Raw genomic sequence first — 22,476 nt, 5'->3', positions numbered from 1 at the left:
TCCTCACCCAGTGAACTCGACATGACCGTGTGCTTCCCGAACCGGACACCCGCCAAACCCGAACGATGCTCAGATTACGCAGGGATCGGGACTGCCCCGACGCGTCGAGCACCTGAGGGGACGTGAACGATCACAGGCGCAGGTCAGGGTCCTCGGAGACGGAGCGAAGCGCGGTCACCGTCGGATAGCCGTCGGCGAGCAGGCGAGCGTCGCTGTCGGGTGCCAGGTCTCCGTCGACGGTCACAGCGGTGAGAGTGAACGTGCCGTCTTCGCCGTCCTGGATGTGGCTGCGCACCGCGCCGAACTCGGCCAGCCCGGCGGACTTGGGGGTGTCCGTCTCGGCGCGGTCGGGAACGTTGAGGTTGAGGACAGCGCCCGCCGGCAGCGCCGTGAGCCTGTCGAACAGCGTCGCGGCGACGGTGACCGCGGCGTCCCAGTGTGGTTCCGGACCTGGATCCAAACCGACGTCAAGGGAGACCGCGAGCGCCCGCGCGCCGTTGATCGACGCGGTCAGCGCCGCGCCCACGGTGCCGGAATGCAGGACCGCGCGGCCGACATTCGCCCCGCGGTTCACCCCGGACAGGACGATGTCCGGTGGCTCGCCGAACGCTCCCTGGGCGGCTGCCAGCACGATCAGACCGGGATGTGCGGTGACGGCGTGCGCCGGCACACCAGGTAAACCGGGTAGCTCTCGCCGTTCGGCTGTGACCCGCCCCTTCTCCCCGGCTCCGGTCAGGCCCGCGCTCGTACCGCTGGCCTCCGCGGCGGGCGCGGCGACCACAACGGTCCAGCCGTGCTCCACGGCACCGCGCACGAGGGCGGCGAGACCCGGTGACTCGATCCCGTCGTCGTTGGTGATCAGCGCACGCATCAGGAGCCCTCCCACGGCGTCAACCGCACACGTTCGGTCAGTTCCCGTACCGCTTCGTCATTACCCGAACCGAGGCCGTGCCGGGTCACGTTGACCGCTCCCGCGGCCGCCCCGAGCTTCAGCGCCTCCTCCAGTGAACGGCCCTGCGCGAGGCCGACGGCGAGCCCGGCGGTCATCGAGTCGCCGCCGCCGCGGGTGTCCACGGGCGTCAATTCGGGGGACTTCACCAGGACCAGCCGATCCTCGAGAAGGGCGAGCGTCTCCTCGGCCGCACGGGACACCACGACCACGCGAGCGCCACAGGACGCCAGCTTGCGGCATCCGGCCGCGAGGTCGTCCAGCGAGTCGGACTCGGCCAGGCCGTCGCCGACCATTTCTTCGTGGCTGATCTTGATCACCGCCGGGCCACCGTCGAGCGCCCTGGCAAGCCGTTCCCCGGACAGATCCACCACCACCTGCGTGCCCTGGGAACCGAGGTCACGGGTAAGCCGCTCGTATACCGAATGTGGCACCGGGACATCGTCTTCGGCGGGGCCGCTGAGGATGGCGACGTCCGCACGTAGCCCCTGGACCAGCATCAGTTCGTAGAGATCGTCCAGCTCGTGCCGGGTCAGCGCGTCGGCGGGCATCCGTACGACTTCGTCGCGGTGACCGTCCCGTCGATCGTGCACGTAGGCGCCGTTACGCGCGGCCACCTCGCGGACCTCGACGTCGACACCGATCAGGTGCCGCAGCACCTGACCGGTCTCACCGCCCAGCGCGCAGCACACCACCGCCCGCGCGCCCAGAGCGTCGATCATCCGCGACTGCCACACCCCCTGCCCGCCCGCGTGCACGTGGACATCGGGCACGCCCTCGATCTCTTCCACCGTCACCGTCAACTGCGGAGACGGCGCGAACACCGCTACTCGACCTTCAGCCATACTCGCTGTTACCCGTATTGTCTGATTTCATGCATTCGTGTGGTGTCAGATCAAGACACCTCGACGGAAACCGTGGGCGACGGCTTGGGCCCGGTCTTGCGCCCCGAGCTTCTTGAACAGCCGCTGCGCGTGGGTCTTCACCGTGTCTTCGGCCAGGTGCAGTTCACGACCGATCTCACCGTTGCGTTTGCCTTGGCTCATCCCGGTGAGGACCTGTAGTTCACGACCTGTCAGCTGGACGCCGAGAGACGACGGCTGACGCGGCGCGGGTACCGAAATGCTGCTGAGGGTGTCGGTGAGGGCGGCGACGACCGCCGGCCAGGCCGAGTCCCAGCGAACGTAACCCCGGGCGCCGCCGATGATCGCGCCCGCCACCACACGAGGATCGTTGGCGACCCCGAAGACCAGGACGTTGGCCCGGCCGTGCGCGGCGACGAGCCGTCGAACCGCCTCCACGCCGGTCGGCGCAGTGCGCTCCAGACCGACAAGGACCAGATCGGCAGGCCGTTGGGAATACCTGACCAGCAACTCCTCGGTCGTTGCCACGCAGTCGATCTGGCCGACGCCGGGAAGTGTGGACACGACCCGGCTGACCGCGTCCCGTACTTTGCCTCGGCTGTCACAGATCAAGATCGCTGTCACGGCGTTACCCTTACTCGCATGTGCGACCACAAAATGAGCACACAACCTCTTCGTATTTGACTTGCCGTAGCGACGCTGCGCGAATACTCGTAGACCGGGAAGTTCCGCGGCCTGACCCACGAGCGCCTGCCGGGGCCCGGCACACCCGGGCCCCGGCCACGATCGAACCTCGCCGCTACTTGCGCAGCAGGGTCCCCGCCGAGTCGGCGACTTGCCGCACCGCCGCCAAGACGGGCGCGTCCGTCAGCGAAGGCGCGACAAGGCCGGTCGAGGTCTGGCCGCTGTCGAGCAGGGGCACCTTTTGGGCCAGCGTGGCGAGCCCTCCGAGGTCGGGTGTCGAGACGCGGCTCAAGGCTTCGCGGGGGGTTGCGATGTCCGGAGTATCAGCGTGGAGAGTGGTAACGCGAGTCCCCGTACCGACGTCGAGCGAATCGGCGGAGACAGTCCCGTTCACCGGAAGCGAGTCCTGCGCGTGCTCCACGCGCGAGAGAACCGGCAGAACAGCGGGTTCGACGGCATCCAGCACGCTGGTCAGGTCCGGGTCCGGGTAGATCGGCCCGACCGGTGTCGTGGTCGGAGGCACCGCGGCCGGGACATCGGTCGTCACCGTCGCGATGGCGGGCCGCAGTGAATCCTGGTTCGCCGTGTCCAGCTGTTCCAGCGGCCGCGCTTGCCGCAGGGCCTCGGTCGATCCGCTCACCGCGGGGGTGACGATGTGCTGGTCCAGCGCGGAGGCAGGCAGATCGGGGTTGACGTTCTCGGTCGCCGAGGCGACACCCGTCCCCAGCATCAACAGGCCACCACTGGCCAGCGTGGTGCGCAGGAGGTACTTCACCCAATTTTGCATGACAAATACTCCTTGTTCTTGAACAGGAAACGTTCGTGGCGGCCCGTTGACAGGTGTAGTGGGCAAATCCACCACAGGGAAAGAGAACTGAAGATCGACCGCCGAACTCGTGGACGGTCAGCCAGGCGTGGCATCGGGCCGGATCACTGCGGCCTGTGCAGCCTCGTGCCCGAATTCGCCGTAGGCCAAAGAAATTCGAATGGTCCTTGCCGCGCAGCCGAGTACGACAGCGCAACTCCTGTGCTCACCGCCGCATGCCACGGCGAGACTTGGCGAGGTTCCACATGCCGACAACGGCGACCGCGGTGGATCCGGCTCCCCCGCCAGGTGACCGGTTTCGCGCGGGTGCGGCGCCGGAGGTGAATGATCATCGAGGACCTTGTGCCGACTCGACGACGGAAAAGCAATGGCGTCGCCTGCCCCACTCCAGGAGGCCAGGACTAAAAAGGTGCCGTCCGGATTCGATACCGGCAGAGCACGGGGAAAAGTCGCGACTTCGACGCGGCCGCGTCTGGCATCGATCGGCTGCCGCGAAGTGGATACGTCAAGCGACGCGGCCGCATGGCGAACTGTCCCGGCGTCGGCGGCGACCTCACTCGCTGCGGGACTCGCCGCGTCCTCAAGGTGTTTCGTCGAAGCGGCGGCGCGTCCGATGAGCGCTTCCGCGACCACGTGCGGGGTTCGGCTCGCTACCGCGAATACAGGATCAGGCAACCGAAAACGGGTCGCCGCGGCCGTCGGAGCGCTCGGCCCGTCGGCGATCGGGGTATCGGCCCCCGCGGTGACATCGCCTGCGATCCATGCCACGGCGGTAGCCGCGACCACACCGCCCACCAGGATGAGCGTCCGAGCCAGAACCCGACCGGCACGCACCGTGTCGATCGTCTGGCCACCCGCGTCCATCACAGCGTCTGACTCCGATTACTCGTCGATTCTGTTCGTCTCCGACATCAGCACTCCGATGTCGCGAGCGAATCATAATTACGACGCGTGGCCGCTATCCGGCACCCCTGGCCCGAAAATTCGCCGATGCCGACACGCCTCCGCTCCTGCGAACGCCGAGTCGAAGCTGACCAGCGACAATTCACTGAGTGCCACGAAAGCGGTGCAGTCAATAGGCGCAATACCAATCCACTCGAATCGGTGACCACGGCGTGGGTAAACGGCGTCTGGGCGTAACACGATCGCGGGTATTGCTCGCCTGGAGACCAGATGCTCGCGTAGCTCTTGAAGAACCTTCGTGAGCAGTCGGGGACGTTTTCATGGTCCGCTAAAGTGGTCTTAACCTCTCGGGAAGCCCGGGAACACCCGGAGGGCAGCGGTCAGTTCGGCAGGTGACAGGAGTACGCCAGAGATGTCAGCCGATTCCTCAGCCTTTGAACTGGCCCACGAGGTCTCCGCGGTATCGGCCCAGGCCGCCCGCCTGAGGAACGTGCTCGCCGAGTGGGCCCGTGCTCAAGGTCTGTCCGCCGAGCTGGCCGAGGACGTCAAGCTCACCGCGTATGAGGCCATGACGAACGTCATCCGGCATGCCTATGCGGGCGGAACCGACAACCTCATGACGGTCACCGCGGTGCGCGCGGCGGGCTGGATCACGATCACCGTCGCCGATACCGGCAGCTGGCGAGAAGGTCATCGTCCGGGCGGTGGCCGCGGAGTGCCGATCATCGCCACCTTCGCGCCGAAATCCTCGGTGACCACCACCTCGGCCGGCACCACCGTCAGCGTCTCCTGGCCGCTGGCCCACCACTGACAGCCGGCCCGGAAAAGGGGAATTCCCTTTTTCACGAGAAATCGATCACACTGCGAGGAATTCGCTTCGGAAAATTGACGCGACAAAACAGCCCTATGCCGCCGATGGGGCGCGGACGCGCCTTCTCGGCCGGAGCGCGGTTCACGTTAGTGCGTCAGGGAAACGGCTGATGGGGAGCACTGCGGCGTCTCGCTCGGCGGGATGCGGCTGGCTGCTCAACCGTTGCGGCATAGCCTAGTACAACTTCGCTATGCTCGGGAACGCCCGGGTCGTTCCTTCCCGCCCGTGCGCTTCAGCTGGTTAGTTGGTTCTTTTCCTCGACGCTACAAATGAAGAGACGTGGTGACGGATGGGCGGGTCGGCAGCTGCGACGATGAGTCGTGCCGGAGAAGAAGAGCTGCGCCAGCTCCTGGCCGGGCTGACTGCGGTCCGGGACGGGGACTTCGGCATCAGGTTGCCGGACGGTGCCGACGGTCTGCTGGGCGACATCGCCACCGTGTTCAACGGGATGGCGGACCAGTTGTCCCTGTTCACCTCGGAGGTCACCCGTGTCGCACGGGAGGTCGGCAGCGAGGGGCAACTCGGCGGCCAGGCGAAGGTTCCGGGGGTGTCCGGTACCTGGAAGGACCTCACCGACTCGGTGAACGCGATGGCGGGAAACCTCACCACCCAGGTGCGGGACATCGCCCAGGTGGCGACGGCGGTGGCACGGGGTGATCTGTCGCAGAAGATCGACGTCGACGCGCGCGGCGAGATCCTCGAACTCAAGGACACCGTGAACACCATGGTGGACCAGCTGTCCTCGTTCGCCGACGAGGTCACCCGCGTCGCCCGCGAGGTCGGCAGTGAGGGGCGGCTGGGCGGCCAGGCGGAGGTGCCGGGCGTCGGCGGTGTCTGGCGCGATCTCACCGACTCGGTGAACTTCATGGCGGGCAACCTCACCGACCAGGTCCGGAATGTGGCGCAGGTGACGACCGCGGTCGCCAAGGGCGATCTGTCGCAGAAGATCACGGTGGACGCGCGCGGGGAGATCCTCGAACTCAAGAACACCATCAACACGATGGTCGACCAGCTGTCCTCGTTCGCCGACGAGGTCACCCGCGTCGCCCGCGAAGTCGGCACCGAAGGACGACTCGGCGGCCAAGCCGACGTCAAGGGCGTCTCCGGCACCTGGCGAGACCTCACCGACTCCGTGAACTTCATGGCGGGCAACCTCACCGACCAGGTCCGCAACATCGCCCAGGTCGCCACCGCGGTCGCCAAGGGCGATCTGTCGCAGAAGATCAACGTGACGGCTCGTGGCGAGGTACTGGAACTCAAAGACACGCTGAACACCATGGTGGGCCAGCTATCCGCCTTCGCCGACGAAGTCACCCGCGTCGCCCGCGAAGTCGGCACCGAAGGACGACTCGGCGGCCAAGCCGACGTCAAGGGCGTCTCCGGCACCTGGCGAGACCTCACCGACTCCGTGAACTTCATGGCGGACAACCTGACGGCGCAGGTCCGCTCGATCGCCGAGGTCACCACCGCGGTGGCCCGCGGGGACCTGTCGCAGAAGATCCGGGTCGACGCGCGCGGCGAGATCCTGGAACTCAAGGACACCATCAACACGATGGTCGACCAGCTGTCCGCCTTCGCCGACGAGGTCACCCGCGTCGCCCGCGAGGTCGGCACCGAGGGAAACCTCGGCGGGCAGGCGACCGTCCGGGGTGTCTCGGGAACTTGGAAGGACCTGACCGACAACGTCAACGTGATGGCGTCCAACCTGACCGGTCAGGTGCGCTCGATCGCACAGGTCGCCACGGCGGTCGCGCGAGGTGACCTGTCCCGCAAGATCACCGTCGAGGCCAAGGGCGAGGTCGCGGCGCTGGCCGACGTCATCAACACGATGGTCGACACGCTCTCGGCCTTCGCGGACGAGGTCACCCGCGTGGCCCGCGAGGTCGGCACCGAGGGCATCCTCGGCGGACAGGCCCGCGTGCCGAACGTCGCGGGCACCTGGAAGGACCTCACCGACAACGTCAACTCGATGGCGAACAACCTCACCGGCCAGGTCCGCAACATCGCCCAGGTGACCACCGCCGTCGCACAGGGCGACCTGACCCGCAAGATCGACGTCGACGCGCGCGGCGAGATCCTCGAACTCAAGACCACCATCAACACGATGGTCGACCAGCTGTCCGCGTTCGCCGCCGAAGTCACCCGCGTCGCGCGCGAAGTCGGCAGTGAGGGACGGCTTGGTGGGCAGGCCGAAGTCGAAGGCGTTTCGGGCACCTGGAAACGCCTCACGGAGAACGTCAACGAACTCGCCGGGAACCTCACCCGGCAGGTCAGGGCGATCGCCAAGGTCACCAGCGCGGTCGCGGAAGGCGACCTCACCCGCTCGATCACCGTGGACGCCTCCGGCGAGGTCGCCGAACTCAAGGACAACATCAACTCGATGGTGGAGTCGCTGCGCGAGACCACGCGGGCGAACCAGGAGCAGGACTGGCTGAAGTCGAACCTGGCCACCATCACCGGCCTGATGCAGGGGCGCCGCGACCTCGCCGTGGTCGCGGCCGCGGTGATGGACGAGCTGGTCCCGTTGGTCGCCGCACAGTACGGCGCTTTCTATCTCGCCGACGAGACGACGGAAACGCCGGAACTGCGACTCGTCGGCGCCTACGGGCATCCCGACGCCGGCGAAGGCCCGGTGGTGCGCTTCCGGATCGGTCAATCACTGGTCGGACAGGCGGCACGCAGCCGTCGCCCGATCATGGTCGACGACGTCCCGGAGGACTATGTCGCCATCTCCTCCGGGCTGGGGAAGACAAGACCGGCGAACCTGATCGTTCTTCCGATCGTGGTGGAAGACCAGGTCCTCGGGGTGATCGAGCTGGCCTCGATCCACGGTTTCACCGCGGTGCACCGGGCCTTCCTCGAACTGCTGATGGAACAGATCGGCGTCAACGTCAACAGCATCGTCGCCAACGCGCGTACGGACGAACTGCTCGACGAATCGCAGCGACTGACCGCCGAACTCCAGACGCGTTCGGAGGAATTGCAGTCACAGCAAGAAGAACTGCAACGTTCCAACGCCGAGCTGGAAGAGAAGGCCGCGTTGCTGGCCACCCAGAACCGCGACATCGAGACGAAGAACCTCGAAATCGAGCAGGCCCGCCAAGAACTCGAGACCCGCGCCCACCAGCTGACGCTGGCGTCGAAGTACAAGTCGGAGTTCCTGGCCAACATGAGCCACGAACTCCGGACCCCGCTCAACAGCCTGTTGATCCTCGCGCAGCTCCTGGCCCAGAATCCGACCCGCAACCTCACCTCCAAGCAGGTGGAGTACGCGGGCATCATCCACTCGGCGGGTTCGGATCTGCTGCAGTTGATCAACGACATCCTCGACCTGTCCAAGGTCGAGGCGGGGAAGATGGACGTCACGCCGGAGCAGATCCCCTTGCGTCAACTGCTGGACTACGTCGAAGCGACCTTCCGGCCGATGACCTCGCAGCGTCATCTCGACTTCCGGATCGTCGTCGGCCAGGACTCCCCCGCCCAGGTGCTGACCGACGATTCCCGCCTCCGGCAAGTACTGCGGAATCTCCTCTCCAACGCCGTGAAGTTCACCAGCACGGGCGGGATCGAGCTGCACATCGCGCCGGTCGGGATCGAAGAGCTGCCTCCGTCCATGCGTACGAACGGGCCCGCGGTCGCCTTCCGGGTCGTCGACACGGGTATCGGGATCGCGGAACACCAGCTCGAATCGATCTTCGGCGCGTTCCAGCAGGCCGACGGCACCACCAGCCGCAAATACGGCGGAACCGGCCTCGGGTTGTCGATCAGCCGGGAGATCGCGCAGTTACTCGGTGGTCACCTCACCGCGGAGAGCACTCTCGGTGAGGGCAGTACGTTCACCTTCTATCTCCCGGTCGCTCGACCGGACTTCGCGGTGCGGCCTGCCCTCGATTCGGAATCGGCCGCCAAGGCGGTCGTTCGAGAACCGCCGCCCCGGACGCACCGGCGGTTGCTCGTGGTCGAAGGACGTCAACGCGGCTTGCTGACCCTCGTCGCCGAAAGCGCCGCCGGCGATCTGGCCGACAGCAGGGACTTCGGGGTGGTGACCGCCGACGTCGAGGTCGTGACCGCGGCAGGCACGGAGGAAGCGGCGGCCGCGCTCGCCACCGACGCCTACCACTGTGTCGTTCTCGACCTCGATCTGCGGGAAGGGACCTCCTTCACCTTCCTCGACGCCATGCAGGGCGACAGCGCGCTGCGGACGGTGCCGATCCTGGTCCACAACAGCAGACGTCTCGAGCAGGAACAAGAACAGCTTCTGCAGGCAAGAGCCGAGACCCTCTCGCTCGAAGTACTTTCCGGCCTGGACGAACTGCGCGAACGGATCGCTCTGCACCTTTCGGCGGAGGAGCCGGGGGCGGTACTACCGCTGGTCCCCCCAGGTGAGAAACCGGCGGCGGTTCATTCTCAGGACGTCGACATCACCCTCCACGGCCGCACCGTGCTGATCGTCGACGACGACCCACGCAACGTCTACGCCCTGACCGGAATCCTGGAACTGCACGGTCTGCAGGTGCTGCACGCCGAAGACGGCCGCAAGGGTGTCGAGCGGGTGGCCACGCATCCGGGCATCGACCTGGTCCTGATGGACATCATGATGCCCGAAATGGACGGTTACACGGCGACCGCGACGATTCGGGCGATGCCCGAGCACGCCCGGCTGCCGATCGTCGCCGTCACGGCGAAGGCGATGCCGGGAGACCGCGAGAAGAGCATCGCCTCTGGCGCGAACGACTACGTCACCAAACCCGTGGACACGGACGAGCTGATCGCCGTCCTCAAACGGCACCTGACGGTCTGAGCGGGGAGCGAGAATGTCGGTCGACGAAACCGGTCCGGTGCGCCCTGCCGACCTCGCCCCGAACCTGGAACGGTTGGCCGCCACGGTTGGCCGCCTTCGCGAAGAGGTCGATCACGCCCAGGCGGTCGCCGACGGCCGCGCCCTGATCGAACTCGCCAAGGGCGTGCTGATGGAGCGACTGCGCTGCGGCCCCGGCGAAGCCGCGCGGCAGCTCACGACCCTCGCCGAACGCGCCGGGGTGACCCGGCTGGAATTCGCCGCCGACGTCGTCGGCGACGCCGCCAAGGACCGGCTGAGCGAGGTCGCGGCGGAATTCCTGGCTCGTACGGACAAATCCGGCGGTGACGACTCGGTCGCCGTCCGTCTGCGCACGGCGGAAAGCGGCGTGCTGGCGGCCGACGATACCCAGCGGGCCGCCGAGGCGATCCTCGAGCACGCCCTGCGCCCCCTCGGGGCGACCGCGGTCGCGGTCTGGCTCGCGGGTCCGGACGGATCTCTCACCTTGGCGGGCTCGGCCGGATTCTCCGCCGAGGAGGCCACCCGCTGGCGCTACGTCCCTCCCGGAGTGTCGACCCCCGCGCAGGCGGGTCTCGCCGAACGCGAGCCGGTGTGGTTTCCGACGCTGTCCTCGTCCGGCCTGCCTTCGATCGGGCAGCACACCATGGGCGCCGGCACGCGGATCGCCATTCCGACCGGTACCGGCGGGCGGATCATCGGTGTCGTCGAAATGTGCTGGCCGGCGCAGGTGAGTCTCGAAGCCGACCGGATGCGACGGCAACTGGAGGCGCTGGCGGAGCTGTGCGCACACACCCTGGACAACGCCGACGGAACCGTCGCGGCCGCGTCCGTCCCTCCCTCGACGGGAGTGCTCGGCGAGCTGGTCGATTTCGTGGACGGCTTGCCCGACCCCACTGTCCTGCTCTCCCCCTGGGTGGACGATGGAGACCGGCTCAGCGACTTTCGGATCCATCACGTCAATCCCCGTTTCGTCGACCCGGGCGGACGACCGCGCGCCCGGCTCATCGGAGCCCGGTTGCTCGAGATGTATCCGCTCGCGGCCGAGAAAAGCGGTCTGCTGGACACGATCCACCGGGTCTACGCGACGGGAGAGCCGTTCCGCGACCAGAACATGACGATCACCACCTCCGTTGACCAGGTGCCACTGCCGGTACTCGCCGACGTCAACATCAGCAGGCTCGCGGACACGGTCCTGCTCGGCCTGCGCCTGCAGGACGATGCCGCGAAGCTGGGCATGCTGTTGCAGCACGCCCAGCGGCTCGGCCGAATCGGTGGCTTCGAAGAGAACCCGGTGACCGGAGCCGTGCTTTGGAACTCGGAACTGTTCGCCCTCTACGGACTGCCTTCCACGGCGTCCCCGCTGCCACTGGCCCTGCTCGCCGACTACGCGCACCCTGATGATTCGGCCTCGATCGGGCGGTTCCTCCGCACCCTGCTGCACCACCGGCGATCCGCGTCGACCGCGTTCCGGCTCCAGCGCTCCGATGGCGTCTCCCGCTACATCCGGGTCGTCGCCGAGCCCGTCGTCGACAGCCGGGGAGACCTTCTCGGCATCCGCGGTGCCTATCAGGACGTCTCCGCCCAGCACTGGGCCGAAGTCGCCCTCGCAGCCACCCGCGACCGGCTGGCCGCCACCGAACAGCAAGCGATCGAACACAACCGCCTCACCCTGCAGCTGCAGCATGCGATCATGCCGCCCGCACGAGATCCGCTGGACGTCGCCGGAATACGGACGGCTGTCCGGTACCGGCCCGCCGAAAAGGAGAACCTCGTCGGTGGCGACTGGTACGACGCCGTCGCCTTGCCCGGCGGTGAGATCCTGCTCTGCGTCGGCGACATCGCCGGACACGGCATCGACGCGGCCACCGGCATGGTCAACCTGCGCAACGCCTTGCGCGGCCTCGCCGCCACCGGCGCCGGGCCCGCCCAGCTGCTCACCTGGCTCAATCTCGTCGCCTACAACCTCACCAACCACGTCACCGCCACCGCCGTCGCCGCCCTCTACAACCCCGCGACCAGGATCCTGCGCTGGGCACGCGCAGGCCATCTCCCGCCTATCCTCCGGCGCCAGGGACGGACCACGACGCTTCCGCTCATCAAGGGCGCCTTGCTCGGAGCCGTTCCCGAGGTGACCTATCAGGAAGAACAGCTACATCTCGACAATGGCGACGTCCTGCTCCTCTACACCGACGGCCTGATCGAACGCCGCGACCGGCCGGTGCAGGACTCGATCGCCCACCTGGTCGGCCTCGTGGACGAGCACAACGGCACCCTGGAGCAGCAGCTCGACGCTCTGCTCACCTACAGCACCGCCGACACCGACGACGACACCTGTGTCGTAGCGATCGAAGTCACCGAAGCGTCCTGATCCGTCGAGCCGGGGTCGCCCTTCCGGAGGCTCATCGCGTCGTCGTGACCCACGGATTGGGGCGGCAGACCGCTCCGTCCGGGCGGACCTTCGCCGCCGCCAGCGGCTCAGCGCGATTGAGATCCGCTACGTAGCTGTTGGACAGCCCGAAGGTCTGCTGCATCATCACCGGCGCCACCGCTCCGGCGGCGGGACAGCCGACATGCCCGTGCCCGAGGGCATGCCCCACCTCGTGGTTGATCGCGTACCGGTGATAGTCCAGAAGATCTCGCTCGAACGAATGGGCGCCACGAACCCAGCGAGCGAGGTTGACGACGACCCTGTGATCGCGGGTGAGGTAGCAAGACGAGTCGTAGGGAATTTCGAACCCGCAGAGGTCAGGGCGGCGACTCGTGGTGTGGCTGGTGAGACTGATCCGGAACGACGGGGAGGTGCCCGGATCATCGATCCGCCGGAGCGACACGTCGTCGAGCCCGATCCACCCCCGCGGGTCCGCGAGGATCGTCTCCACTTCCGGGGCGAACGAGGGGAACTCCACCCCGTCCTCGATCTCGACGGTGTAGGTCAGTTGCCGCGCCCCGGCGCCTGCCACCGGATCACTGACGCTGGGTAGCACCCGCCAAGTTCCCGCGCCGGCCGGTGTGAAGGGAGCGCCATCCGGCAACGCGGCGGACTCTGGCGGGTGGGCGGCCGGCTGCGTGGCTGTCGGCTGCGTGGCTGTCGGCTGAGGCGCCGTCGGCTGAGTGGCTGTCGGTTGTGGCGACGGCCACGGATCAGGGAGACCCGGGGCGACTCGAGTCTCCATGGCGAAGGGCGCCACGAAAAGCGCCAACGAAAGCACCAGTGCGAGGAGGATGGCGATCAACGGCCACCACGTCCGGTCAGCCTCCGAAGCCTTCCATGGCACGCGAGTCTTCTCCGGACAACTCGCGGTCGTCTCCTGGCTACGGGCGGGCAGCCGGTGTTTCGGAGGCGACGCCGGTTCGGGGCTCGCGGGAACCGGCGGCTTGTTCAGGGGAGCGCGGGGCTGTGGCAGCCAATCGACGAGGCCGCCGTCGCGTCGCACGTGTGGGGGCTCAGTAGGCAAGGCTCACGCTCGCGCACGCTGGTGCGGGGTCGACGCCGGATCGGGGATACGACACCGTCTCCGGGTCACCGTCCGAAGTGTACCGATGCCCGGCGGGTGAACCGAGCTCGTCGAGCCAATGAGCCGAACCGTATTCCGCTTCCTCGCCGGGTCCCTGAGAGCGGATCCGAGGGATCGCCGCGGGTTCGAACAGGGAGGAACACGGAGACGGCGCGGGCCCGGCACCCACGAGCAGCGCGCCGCGGTAGGTGTAGCCCGGCCCTTGGAGCGCCAGCTCTTCTCGCCGCGGCTGGGCACCGTACGGCAGCGCGAGCGTGCTGGGTGCGTAGCCGGGCACCGCGCGCCTGATCAGGACGTCTCCCTCGGCGATCGCCGCTGTCGCCGAGGCTTCGTCCGCGCGGCGCAGGTTCGTATGCCGCGCGGTGTGGTTGCCGATCTCGAAGTGATGGTCGGACAGCCACCGCAAAGCACGATCATCACCGCCGAAGGGTTGTTCGTTGACATACAGGCTGGCGACCGGCCGGAACCGGGGATGTTTGGCCGCGACGTCCAACAGGATCCGTACGGCGGTCCCCGGCGCCGGGGACCCTTCCGGCGTGAGGGCGAACACGCTCGGGTCGCCGTCGTCGAAGGTCAGCACGACCGGGTGCGCACCGGCGGGCAGATCGAGCCGCCTGCTCACCAGATCGGCCGTCGTGACCGGGACGTAGTCCTCGGCGGCCAGCCGTTCCAGCTCCGCCGCGAACTCGGCGGGAGTGCGGTCATAGACCGATCGGGGTTTGGCGACGAGCCGGTGGTACATCAGGATCGGTACCCGGCCGAGCTCGTCGGCGGCCACCTGACGCGCGAACGCCGCTGTGACGCGTGCCGGGGCGACGGCGGGAACGGTTCCCAGTTCCGGCGACGGGGAAGCCGCCGGCCCCGGGGCCCCGCATGCCGTCACGAGGACGGCGGCGATCCCTGCGCCGAGCCGGAGAAGGAAGGACATTCCGGAAGTGTCCTGCCAGAACCAGCCGCGGGCACACCGATCCACCGAGTCGGGTGAGTGCGAACTTTGGTGCCCTCGCGTGAAAAACAACGTATCCGCAGCTAGGGACGCCTGCCCGGAAATCGTCTCCGGCACGATGTGGTGATCGTCGGGAACCGCGTTTGCCCGAAGATCACCACGGGTATTTCATTGCACTGGTACCGAAAACATGAGCACCCGTCGTGCGCGCAGCCTTGAAGGAGACCGGATGCCCAACCACAGCCGCCGCTTCGTACTCACTGTCGGACTGGCGGGACTGGCGGCGAGCGCGTGCGGCACGCCCCCGCGAGACAGCGCCGCCGCCGCGCCGATGCCCGCCGCCCCGGTCGCGGCACCGGCGGTCGCCCCACCGCCCGCCGACCCACTCGCGACGAATCTGCTGGTCGGGTTCTGCGGGGCACCCGGCGCAAAGGCCCTCGGACGAATGACAGGTGACCTCACCGCCGCGAGTCGCGAGCTTCGGAAACAGATCGGGACCTTCCCGCCTGGGCGACCGGTCACGCCGGTCGTCGAGTTGATCGCCACCACTGTGCACCGGTCGCCCGGCACGGACGGCATGTACCGCAGCCGGTGCTCCGACGAGACCGTGCGGGAATACCTCGATGCGGCGCGGGCGCTGAACGGCCTGCTGCTGCTGGACATCCAGCCGGGCCGGGCGGACTTCCTGCCCGAGGTGCAAGCCTATGAGCACTGGTTGAAGGAGCCCGACGTCGGTGTCGCGCTCGATCCCGAGTGGGCTGTCGAGCCGGGTGTCATCCCCGGGAAGAAGTTCGGACGCACCACCGGTACCGAACTCGACGAGGTCGCCCGCTATCTCGGCGAGCTGGCACAGCGTCACCGACTGCCCGCCAAAGTCATGATCTACCACCAAGTGGCCTCTTCGGTGGTGCGCGACGAGGAACTCCTGAGCCCTCACCCGGGTGTCTCCGTAGTGAAGGTGGTGGACGGAATCGGCTCCGCCGCGGCGAAGAAGGCGACCTGGAGGACGCTCATGCCGAGCAAGCCCGGCCACGTGCGGTCCGGTTTCAAACTCTTCTTCGACGAGGACACCCGCCGAGGTGCAGCCTTGATGACCCCGGCCGAGGTCATCGCCCTGACACCGACCCCGGCTTACGTCCTTTACGAATAGCACGGCATTTTTGCCGTCCTATCTGTCGCGCTTCGCCCTTTCCGCGCAGATGGCTTCGTACCGTGCGGTGCAGCTTTGTCCTCCAGCCGCAGCCTGGCTGTTCTCGACGCGAGATCTTCGCGCGGACAATTACTGAAAGTCATACTCGCACTCAGGCCTCTCACTCTTTCGTGGCTCATAGCGGCCAAATTCACCAAGAGCGACACATGACTCAACCCTCCGCACTTCACTTATTCGTGTTGTTTACACCCTGGACTCAGCAGGTGACAATGAAAGTTGCCGCCTGTTTCGGCGGTCGGAAACACGGCCCCGCAGCATCAGCACACGGCAAGAGGTGCGACTGACATCGAACATGCGAACGTCCGACGCGAGTCGCGTCGGACGTTCGCCGAAGAAGACGAGAACCGGTCGATACCGACCGTCGACGTGGTCAGACCCCCGGAGGTTGACGCCGCGGGTCGGCGGGCGGGTAGGTGTTGACGGGCGGAGCATCGGCGCCCGCGTCCGGATACCCGGTCATCGCTCCGGGTTTCGGGCCTCGCCGGGCGAGGCCGGCGAGGCCGAGCAGACCCACCAAGCCGAGCAGACCCCACAGCCCGTTGTCGCCTTCACCGGCATCGGTTCGTTCGTCGCGCGTGCTTTCGTTTCCGTCGTTGTCGACCTGTTGTGACACTGGTGCCGCAGGCCCCGGCGCACCTGTCGCCGTTGCCGGGACGGCGCCCGTCAGCAGGACGGCGGCGGACGCCGCGCAGGCGCAGGTCGCTACTTGTAATGCCCTTTTCATTTCTGTCCTCTTTCGAATCGGGGATGGATGACCGCTCGACCTTGGCATACCCGCACTGAACGAGTTCACACTCGACGTCACGTGAACGTGTCGGCATTACGCTCGCCTGCCCCGGATTTCGCTCCGACTTTCCTCTCACTAGTATGGCGATCGGTTCAAACAGGAGCCGTGGAAGTACGGGCCGTGTCCACAAGTCCTCCACTCGCCGTCCTTCCTTGTTCGCGCAGCTGCGCATCCTTCAGCGAGCAACATGGTCCGCATCTCGTGGGCTGGGGGGAAATTGAACAGTAGTCAAGTAGTCGCGCCCTTGGGCGCGGCTTTCACGTCGCGCCTGGTCTGCACCGCCGGAGACCGGCTCATCCATCCGGCGGACAGTCACAACGACCTCGCTCGCATCGTCGTGCGCTGGGCTCGCACCTGGGTTCCCGAGACCTGGCCCGCGCGTCGGTACTTCAGTTCGCTGGGCATCGGCGAAGACGAAAACCCTTGCTATACCGACAAGGACGTCGCCGGCTGGCTACTCATGCAGCCCCAGCCGGGCTCGCTCGCCTGGCGCGTGCGTTCGGGAGAGATCGACGTCGCCACGGCACTCACGGCAGAGGCGGAGGCCTGGCCCGGATAACGAACAAAGGAAACAAGCAGCCCGGCTTCGACCGCCTCCCGGCGAAGCCGGGCTACTTGTCGTTCCCGGGATCTTGTTGCCGAGACAGAACACCGTGCACACGCCGGACAAAGACTGACCCGCAACCCGATCGGACCACTGATCACGCGGTCAGCGGACTGCCGGAGCCACACGATGGTGGAACGGCGTGGAAGGGACGGACGATCGTCAGTACGTTTCCTCACACTGGACGGGAACACACCTTCACTGCCGTCCCGGACGACGTATTCGTCGATATCGAGGAGAATTTATGCTGAAGAAAATCGGTTTCGTCGTGGCCACCATGGCCGCCGGAGCGATCGTGAGTGGCGGCATCGCGTCCGCCGACACCCCGGACTGGGGCCACTACGGCGGCTACGACCACAGCGGCCAGGTGGGCTTGGTCAACGCGAACAACATCGACCTGCTGCACAACGTCAACGCCGTGGTGGGTGTGTGTGGCAACGATGTGAACGTGCTCGGCGTCCAGGTGCCGATCCGTGACTCGCTGAACGGCATTGGTGTGCCGATCCTTTCGCCGGGTGCGCACGAGGCCAGTGGCGAGTCCCCCTACAACTGCGCCGCCGGTGGCATCGTCGACGGTGGCACGTCGCAGGGCAACTAGTAGCTCCCTGCCGAAGCCGTCCGCCGTGGTGCGCGGACGGCTGAGGCAAGGGGTCCGGCGAGACGCATCGAGATCGTGAAGCGTGCGCGGAAGACGATGAAGAGATGCACACTCCGCTTCGTCTTCCGGGCACGTCGCGACGCGAAGCGACGCTGGCACGGGTGGGGCCGGTCATCCTGCCCAGGAGTTGACCGGCCCCACCCGGCGTGAACGCACCATGATCAACGTTCCCGGGCACGGCGAGCCGGAGTTCCTTCGCCCGGGCCTTTTTCTTCACCGGATCTGTGTCCGGCTGGGGTTTGTCTGAGGAGTTTTCTGTGATCAAGCAGCTTGGTTTCGTGGCTACCGCTGTGGCGGCTGGGATGGCGATCGTGGGTGGGTCCGCGTCGGCGGCGAATGTGTCGGTGGCGGGTCACCCGGTGGACCACAATGAGCAGATCGGTCTGGCGAACGTGCAGAACCTGGACGTGGTCCACAATCTCAATGTGGTCGGCGGGGTGTGTGACAACAACGTCAACGTGCTCGGTGTCCAGGTCCCGGTTCGTGACGTCGCCGAGGGTATCGCTATTCCGGTCTTGTCTCCTGGTGAGACCGAGGCCGAGGGTGCCACTCCGGACAACTGTGCCGGTGGCGGCATCGTCGACGGCGGGACCGTCCAAGAAAACTGATCGATCCCGTTAGCAGCCGCCGCGTGGAAGCCCCTCCACGCGGCGGCTTCTTTATGCGACAAAACTTGATGCCCCTTGAGGCACCGATACTCCGCCGTGCTCCGGTGCATGCCTTCGAACCGGGTGAAGTGGGCCAACCCGACGCCGGCTTCTGGGCGCCCGACATGACCCAGCTTCCGGACGGTACCTTTCTGCTCTACTTCTCCGCGGCCGTCGGTCACGGTGGAAATGGGCATCGGTACCGCATCGGCGGCCAAGGCCGAAGGCCCCTGCACCCCAGAGTTTCGTGACACCGACGGGACACGGTATCTGCTCTACAAATCCGTTGGCGCCGACACCTCGGCGGCAAGGTCGACGCACCCGGCGGTGCCGACGTCGTGGACGGCCACATCTTTTCCACGGCCGGCTCGGCGGCGGCCGCACGGCACGAGGTCTCTACGAACTTCCTCTCAGCTTCCCCAACGACGTTCCCCAGCTCGCGTGATCGACGAGACACCAGCGGACGACGAAGGCCCGGTGCGGGGGAAAGTCCCGCACCGGGCCTTCGCCGGGCGCCCCGTCCGGGGTCCGGTCGCTCTAAGCGACCGGGACGGTCAGCCCGCCAAGGAGATCGTTCACCAGCACCGACAAGCTGAGCAGCAGTCGCTGTAGCAGTGCGTTGAGCAAGCTTGCCACCGACGGCAGTCCCTGCCGGGACTCCAAGTCCGTCGCCAATTCGTCGACGCCCTGTTTCGCCGTCGTGTTGTCCTGCCGAGCCGTGGCGGCACCGTCCTTCGCCTCCGCCTGGATCATGTACCGCTCGCCCTGAGCGAGATCGGTGAGCACCGGGGCGAGCTTGGCGAGAGTGGCCTGCGTACCTGTCACATCGCCGTTGTCCGCGCGCGACACCAAGGCTTCGCGCATCGACTGCACTTCCGCCGCCACGCTGGTGGTGCTGGACGACCCACTACCACCGGGTCCACCGGCCGCGGCGACACCCGCACCTGTCAACGTCAAGGACGCCGCGGTGACGAATACGGCCAGCGCCCGCGTCAGTTGACTTCTCATGTCGCACTCCTCTGGATTCCCGCTGTCGACCGGATCATGGTGAACCTTCTACCCGAATAACGCGAACGCACGCCATCCGATCGGCCTCGACCTCAATTTCACACCGTGTACACCCGGGGCAGAACCGGCGAAACAAACGTGAAGTTCGGTTGAAACATTTCGGCACATCCGGACCTGGACGAACACTCTGGGTGCCCATGGCACCCGGTCGAGGCCGTAAGAGCAACACCTTGGCTGACTTTTCGCTTACCGCTCGGCACAAGGCGCAGTGCAAGCACTCCACCTGTCACACTTGACGTTCACTCATCGGCGCCGTTTGATCAACTCCGCACAGGGGTAATCAAATACTTTCGCCGCCGCCGAAAAGACACTCTTGAGAACGGCCTGGCTGCGAGAAAGTTCTTATGCCGACGACACATGGCCAATGTCGGAGATGGCTGAAAGTCCGACCCCTCGGCGCTGGGACCTGACACAAGGCGGCCGGACGGAATTCAGCGGGGAGAGCATCCCGGCATGGGCGTGCCGGGACGCTCTTCCTCAAGCGCCGGCCACTGTGTCGCGAGGGCCATGACGGCGCGGCGCTTCTCCCTTTCGTGTCGACCGGCCCTCTTGCCGGAAGGCCAACAAGGAATTTTCCCTTCGCAGCACACTTCCAGGATTCGGTCGATGCACGACGTTTCCCACACCGGGACAACGAAAAGCGCTCCGACTCGTACCGCAGTTGGGTCACGCCACCCTGGAAAAGACACCTGACGAAGGTACCGAACGGGTGCGATGCCTCGTCCGATCTTTTCCTCATGTTAGATCCGGGTAATGTCCTTGAGCGGGCGGACTTCCTGCCCGGAGTCGATTCTCGTGACTCAATTCGTGTGAGGTATTACCAGCTCGGAAAGGATCACAACAATCATGACTGAATTGCGTCGGTTGGCGCTCGCGGCCGCGGCCGTCATCCCGCTTTCCCTCTTCTCCGCCGGCATCGCGTCTGCCGACCTCGGCGGTGGCCCCGGCACGGTCGGTATCACCAAGAGTTCCGCGACCTACGCGGGTATCGGTGGTGCCGGAACGATCGACAGCGCTTCGGCTGTCGATCACCACGGAAACTGGTGGACAAAGGAAAGCGCTGTTTTGGCCGGCCCCATGGGTGCCGCGGTGGTGCACAACGAGGAGTCCGAGTTCGACACGAACAACCACCACTGGGTTCATGACGACAAACCCGGCCGTCCGACTCACAGCCATGGAAAGCGACCCATCGCTCATACCCACAGCGACGGATACTCGTCCACACGTCGCCCCGTGAAGGTTCACCCTGTCCGGAACACCCACCACGACCACGTCGCCTACACCGAGTCCACCAAGACGGCGGACTCGACCGGCGCGACGTCGTCGCACGTCGTCAGCCACGCCAGCGACAATCACGCGGCCTACCAGGCCAGCGACCTCTCGGCAGGTCCTGACGGTGCCGCATCCGAGGGCGTCAAGGCTGTCGCGAAGCCCGAGGTCGCCGGCTATCACAAGTGGTACACCGCAGCCGGTGAGGACGGCGCCATCACGCACGAGGTGACCGCGGTCGCCGACGCGGACGAGTGGTACGACGACCACCACACGCTCGACCGTCGATGAGCAGCGTGGGCCGGGCCGCCATGGCGGTCCGGCCCACCTCGACGAGAGCGTCTTGTCAGCCGGGGATGTCGCGGGGATCGTTGCCGTAGGAGTGGCGTTCGCCGATCGTTTCCGTCCTGTTTGCGGACGAGGTGCTCCACCTGTCGCTCCCGGGCCATCTCACGCCCCTTGGCGACCCTGCACGTCGTGCTCCTTCCGGATCCCCTTCGCGTCGAGTTCATCACCCACGCCACCGGTGTGCCACCGAAGCCGAATCCGAACCTAGCCGAAGCTCGGCTGGCAGGCGGGCGCCGGTCAGGACACGAAATCCGGCAAGGTAATCCCGGTCTCGGCGAACATGCAGGCGGCGGTTCCACCGTCGGCCGCTCCGCCGGACAGAGTCCATTCGAGTCGCACGGCATAGTGCTCGGCCAGGAGCCGAGCGTCCTCCAGGACGTTCTCCACGAGGGAAGCGATGTCCTCGTCACTGCGCTCGATACCCAGGTTCGTGCCCCGAAGACTCCACTCGGCACTCCACAGAAGGCGTGCGCCCGCCTTGTTCGCGTCGCGACGCAACTCGATGTCGATGACACGCTCGAGTTTCGGCGTCGCACGGGGCACCGGCCGGTGCGCCGCTCGCAGAGCAGCGAGTTCGCGGGCGCGCTGCTGTTCTCGGGATTCGCTCACCCTTGCTCTATCGGCAGGTCGAACCCCTCGGAAAAGTCCTGTCAGTCGTTGGGGACCAAGATCGACCCGCAAGAGGCCGCTACCTGTCGCGCGCACGGCAATGTGCCCGGTACAGAGGGACAGTTCCCTCCGTACCGGGCACATCACACTGGTGAATCGTCGGTTCCCGTGCACCCAACGGGTACCTGGACTCAGTTGTGCTGGTTCGTCCCACCGTCGAGCACGCTGCCGGCGGCGCAGTTGTAGGGGGACTCGCCGCTGGCCTCGTGCGCACCCGGCGAAAGGATCGGCACACCGATGCCGTTGAGCGTGTCGCGGATCGGCACCTGGACGCCGAGCACGTTCACGTTGTTGTCGCACAAGCCGACCACGGCGTTGACGTTGTGCAGCACGTCGATGTTGTTCAGGTTGGCCAGGCCGACCTGCTCACTCACGTCGTGCGTGGGGTGACCGTGGCCTTCTTCGTCCGGGGTTCCGGCGGACGCGATGCCGCCCGTCAGGAACGCTCCGGCCGCCATCGCGGCGGTGACGAAGCCAATCTTCTTCAGCATGAGTACCTCTCGAATCGGAATAGTGACGGCGAGGCGTCAAATGAAAGTGCGCCTCTGTGCCGCGGGAGCAAACGTACAGGGGTGGGACGATCTGTTCGACGCCGTTCGCATCATCGTGTGGTGCTGCAAGGCGTCTGACCGAGGTTGTTGTAGTCCGAAAGGGTATTACCCGCGTTTGCCGACCTGGGCTTGTCCGGCTTGAAATCGACCGGAGTTCCAGTCCGCGGGGCCGGACGGTCACGGCCAGTATTTGACTGATGATCAACTATCGCCGCGACACCCTTTTGTGCCGTCGGCTCCACCGTCGATTATTTCCCTGCGTGACGAATCCGCCGATCTGTCCTTCGAA

At 66.5% G+C, this 22,476-nt stretch carries 18 protein-coding genes; 8 read left to right on the top strand and 10 right to left on the bottom strand.

The genetic code is table 11. The features are described from left to right. Positions 1-130 precede the first annotated feature (130 nt). The 4 genes from surE to ACM6LR_RS17560 all read right to left on the bottom strand — a co-directional run bounded on the left by surE (position 131) and on the right by ACM6LR_RS17560 (position 3,283). On the bottom strand, positions 131-871 hold the full coding sequence (gene surE, locus ACM6LR_RS17575; RefSeq protein ID WP_414938248.1) for a 5'/3'-nucleotidase SurE: 741 nt from the start codon (positions 869-871) through the stop codon (positions 131-133). Further along, positions 871-1,794 carry a PfkB family carbohydrate kinase gene (locus ACM6LR_RS17570; protein WP_414938247.1) on the bottom strand — a complete coding sequence of 308 codons (924 nt, stop codon included), beginning with the start codon at positions 1,792-1,794 and terminating at the stop codon, positions 871-873. Before ACM6LR_RS17570 ends, surE begins: the two co-directional genes overlap by 1 nt. Positions 1,795-1,839: 45 nt before the next feature. Then, a complete protein-coding gene (locus ACM6LR_RS17565) occupies positions 1,840-2,436 on the bottom strand; it encodes a response regulator transcription factor (protein WP_414938246.1) in 597 nt (198 codons plus the stop codon). 175 nt (positions 2,437-2,611) lie between these two features. Beyond that, positions 2,612-3,283 carry a hypothetical protein gene (locus ACM6LR_RS17560; RefSeq protein ID WP_414938245.1) on the bottom strand — a complete coding sequence of 224 codons (672 nt, stop codon included), beginning with the start codon at positions 3,281-3,283 and terminating at the stop codon, positions 2,612-2,614. Positions 3,284-4,637: 1,354 nt separating this feature from the next. Here ACM6LR_RS17560 and ACM6LR_RS17555 point away from each other — a divergent pair. The 3 genes from ACM6LR_RS17555 to ACM6LR_RS17545 all read left to right on the top strand — a co-directional run bounded on the left by ACM6LR_RS17555 (position 4,638) and on the right by ACM6LR_RS17545 (position 12,283). Then, entirely contained in the window at positions 4,638-5,036 is a 399-nt protein-coding gene (locus ACM6LR_RS17555; protein WP_414938244.1) for an ATP-binding protein, read from the top strand. 373 nt (positions 5,037-5,409) lie between these two features. Continuing rightward, on the top strand, positions 5,410-9,897 hold the full coding sequence (locus ACM6LR_RS17550) for a HAMP domain-containing protein (protein WP_414938243.1): 4,488 nt from the start codon (positions 5,410-5,412) through the stop codon (positions 9,895-9,897). 13 nt (positions 9,898-9,910) lie between these two features. Continuing rightward, entirely contained in the window at positions 9,911-12,283 is a 2,373-nt protein-coding gene (locus ACM6LR_RS17545; protein ID WP_414938242.1) for a SpoIIE family protein phosphatase, read from the top strand. A gap of 31 nt (positions 12,284-12,314) precedes the next feature. Here ACM6LR_RS17545 and ACM6LR_RS17540 read toward each other — a convergent pair whose 3' ends face one another. After that, positions 12,315-13,088 (bottom strand): DUF3152 domain-containing protein, encoded by a 774-nt coding sequence (locus tag ACM6LR_RS17540; RefSeq protein WP_414938576.1) that lies wholly within the window; start codon positions 13,086-13,088, stop codon positions 12,315-12,317. 271 nt (positions 13,089-13,359) lie between these two features. After that, positions 13,360-14,358 (bottom strand): polysaccharide deacetylase family protein, encoded by a 999-nt coding sequence (locus tag ACM6LR_RS17535; protein ID WP_414938241.1) that lies wholly within the window; start codon positions 14,356-14,358, stop codon positions 13,360-13,362. A gap of 247 nt (positions 14,359-14,605) precedes the next feature. On the opposite strand from ACM6LR_RS17535, the gene ACM6LR_RS17530 reads away from it, so the two are divergent. After that, the gene (locus tag ACM6LR_RS17530; protein WP_414938240.1) at positions 14,606-15,526 is read left to right on the top strand and encodes a hypothetical protein; all 921 of its coding nucleotides are present in this window, start codon (positions 14,606-14,608) and stop codon (positions 15,524-15,526) included. Positions 15,527-15,956: 430 nt separating this feature from the next. Here ACM6LR_RS17530 and ACM6LR_RS17525 read toward each other — a convergent pair whose 3' ends face one another. Then, positions 15,957-16,310, bottom strand: coding sequence for a WGxxGxxG family protein (locus ACM6LR_RS17525; protein WP_414938239.1), 354 nt, complete (start codon positions 16,308-16,310; stop codon positions 15,957-15,959). Positions 16,311-16,617: 307 nt separating this feature from the next. Between ACM6LR_RS17525 and ACM6LR_RS17520 the strand changes: the two genes are divergently transcribed. From ACM6LR_RS17520 to ACM6LR_RS17510, 3 genes are all read left to right on the top strand, one after another. Beyond that, entirely contained in the window at positions 16,618-16,932 is a 315-nt protein-coding gene (locus ACM6LR_RS17520; RefSeq protein ID WP_414938238.1) for a hypothetical protein, read from the top strand. A 289-nt stretch (positions 16,933-17,221) separates the two neighbouring features. Beyond that, positions 17,222-17,575 carry a hypothetical protein gene (locus tag ACM6LR_RS17515; protein ID WP_414938237.1) on the top strand — a complete coding sequence of 118 codons (354 nt, stop codon included), beginning with the start codon at positions 17,222-17,224 and terminating at the stop codon, positions 17,573-17,575. A gap of 317 nt (positions 17,576-17,892) precedes the next feature. Further along, positions 17,893-18,243: a hypothetical protein gene (locus ACM6LR_RS17510; RefSeq protein WP_414938219.1), complete on the top strand. Its 351-nt coding sequence runs from the start codon at positions 17,893-17,895 to the stop codon at positions 18,241-18,243. Between the two features lie 576 nt (positions 18,244-18,819). Here ACM6LR_RS17510 and ACM6LR_RS17505 read toward each other — a convergent pair. After that, positions 18,820-19,290 (bottom strand): hypothetical protein, encoded by a 471-nt coding sequence (locus ACM6LR_RS17505; RefSeq protein ID WP_414938236.1) that lies wholly within the window; start codon positions 19,288-19,290, stop codon positions 18,820-18,822. Between the two features lie 906 nt (positions 19,291-20,196). Between ACM6LR_RS17505 and ACM6LR_RS17500 the strand changes: the two genes are divergently transcribed. Then, positions 20,197-20,910 carry a hypothetical protein gene (locus ACM6LR_RS17500; protein ID WP_414938235.1) on the top strand — a complete coding sequence of 238 codons (714 nt, stop codon included), beginning with the start codon at positions 20,197-20,199 and terminating at the stop codon, positions 20,908-20,910. Between the two features lie 294 nt (positions 20,911-21,204). Here the strand turns inward: ACM6LR_RS17500 and ACM6LR_RS17495 are convergent, their stop codons facing one another. Then, positions 21,205-21,576 (bottom strand): hypothetical protein, encoded by a 372-nt coding sequence (locus ACM6LR_RS17495; protein WP_414938234.1) that lies wholly within the window; start codon positions 21,574-21,576, stop codon positions 21,205-21,207. 191 nt (positions 21,577-21,767) lie between these two features. After that, positions 21,768-22,127 (bottom strand): hypothetical protein, encoded by a 360-nt coding sequence (locus ACM6LR_RS17490; protein ID WP_414938233.1) that lies wholly within the window; start codon positions 22,125-22,127, stop codon positions 21,768-21,770. Between the last annotated feature and the right edge of the window lie 349 nt (positions 22,128-22,476).

Source organism: Amycolatopsis sp. cmx-11-32, assembly GCF_047608695.1.
In the GTDB taxonomy this organism is placed as follows: Bacteria; Actinomycetota; Actinomycetes; order Mycobacteriales; family Pseudonocardiaceae; genus Amycolatopsis.
The sequence above is the reverse complement of the archived record's forward strand: the minus strand, read 5'-3'. Positions and strand labels throughout refer to the sequence as shown.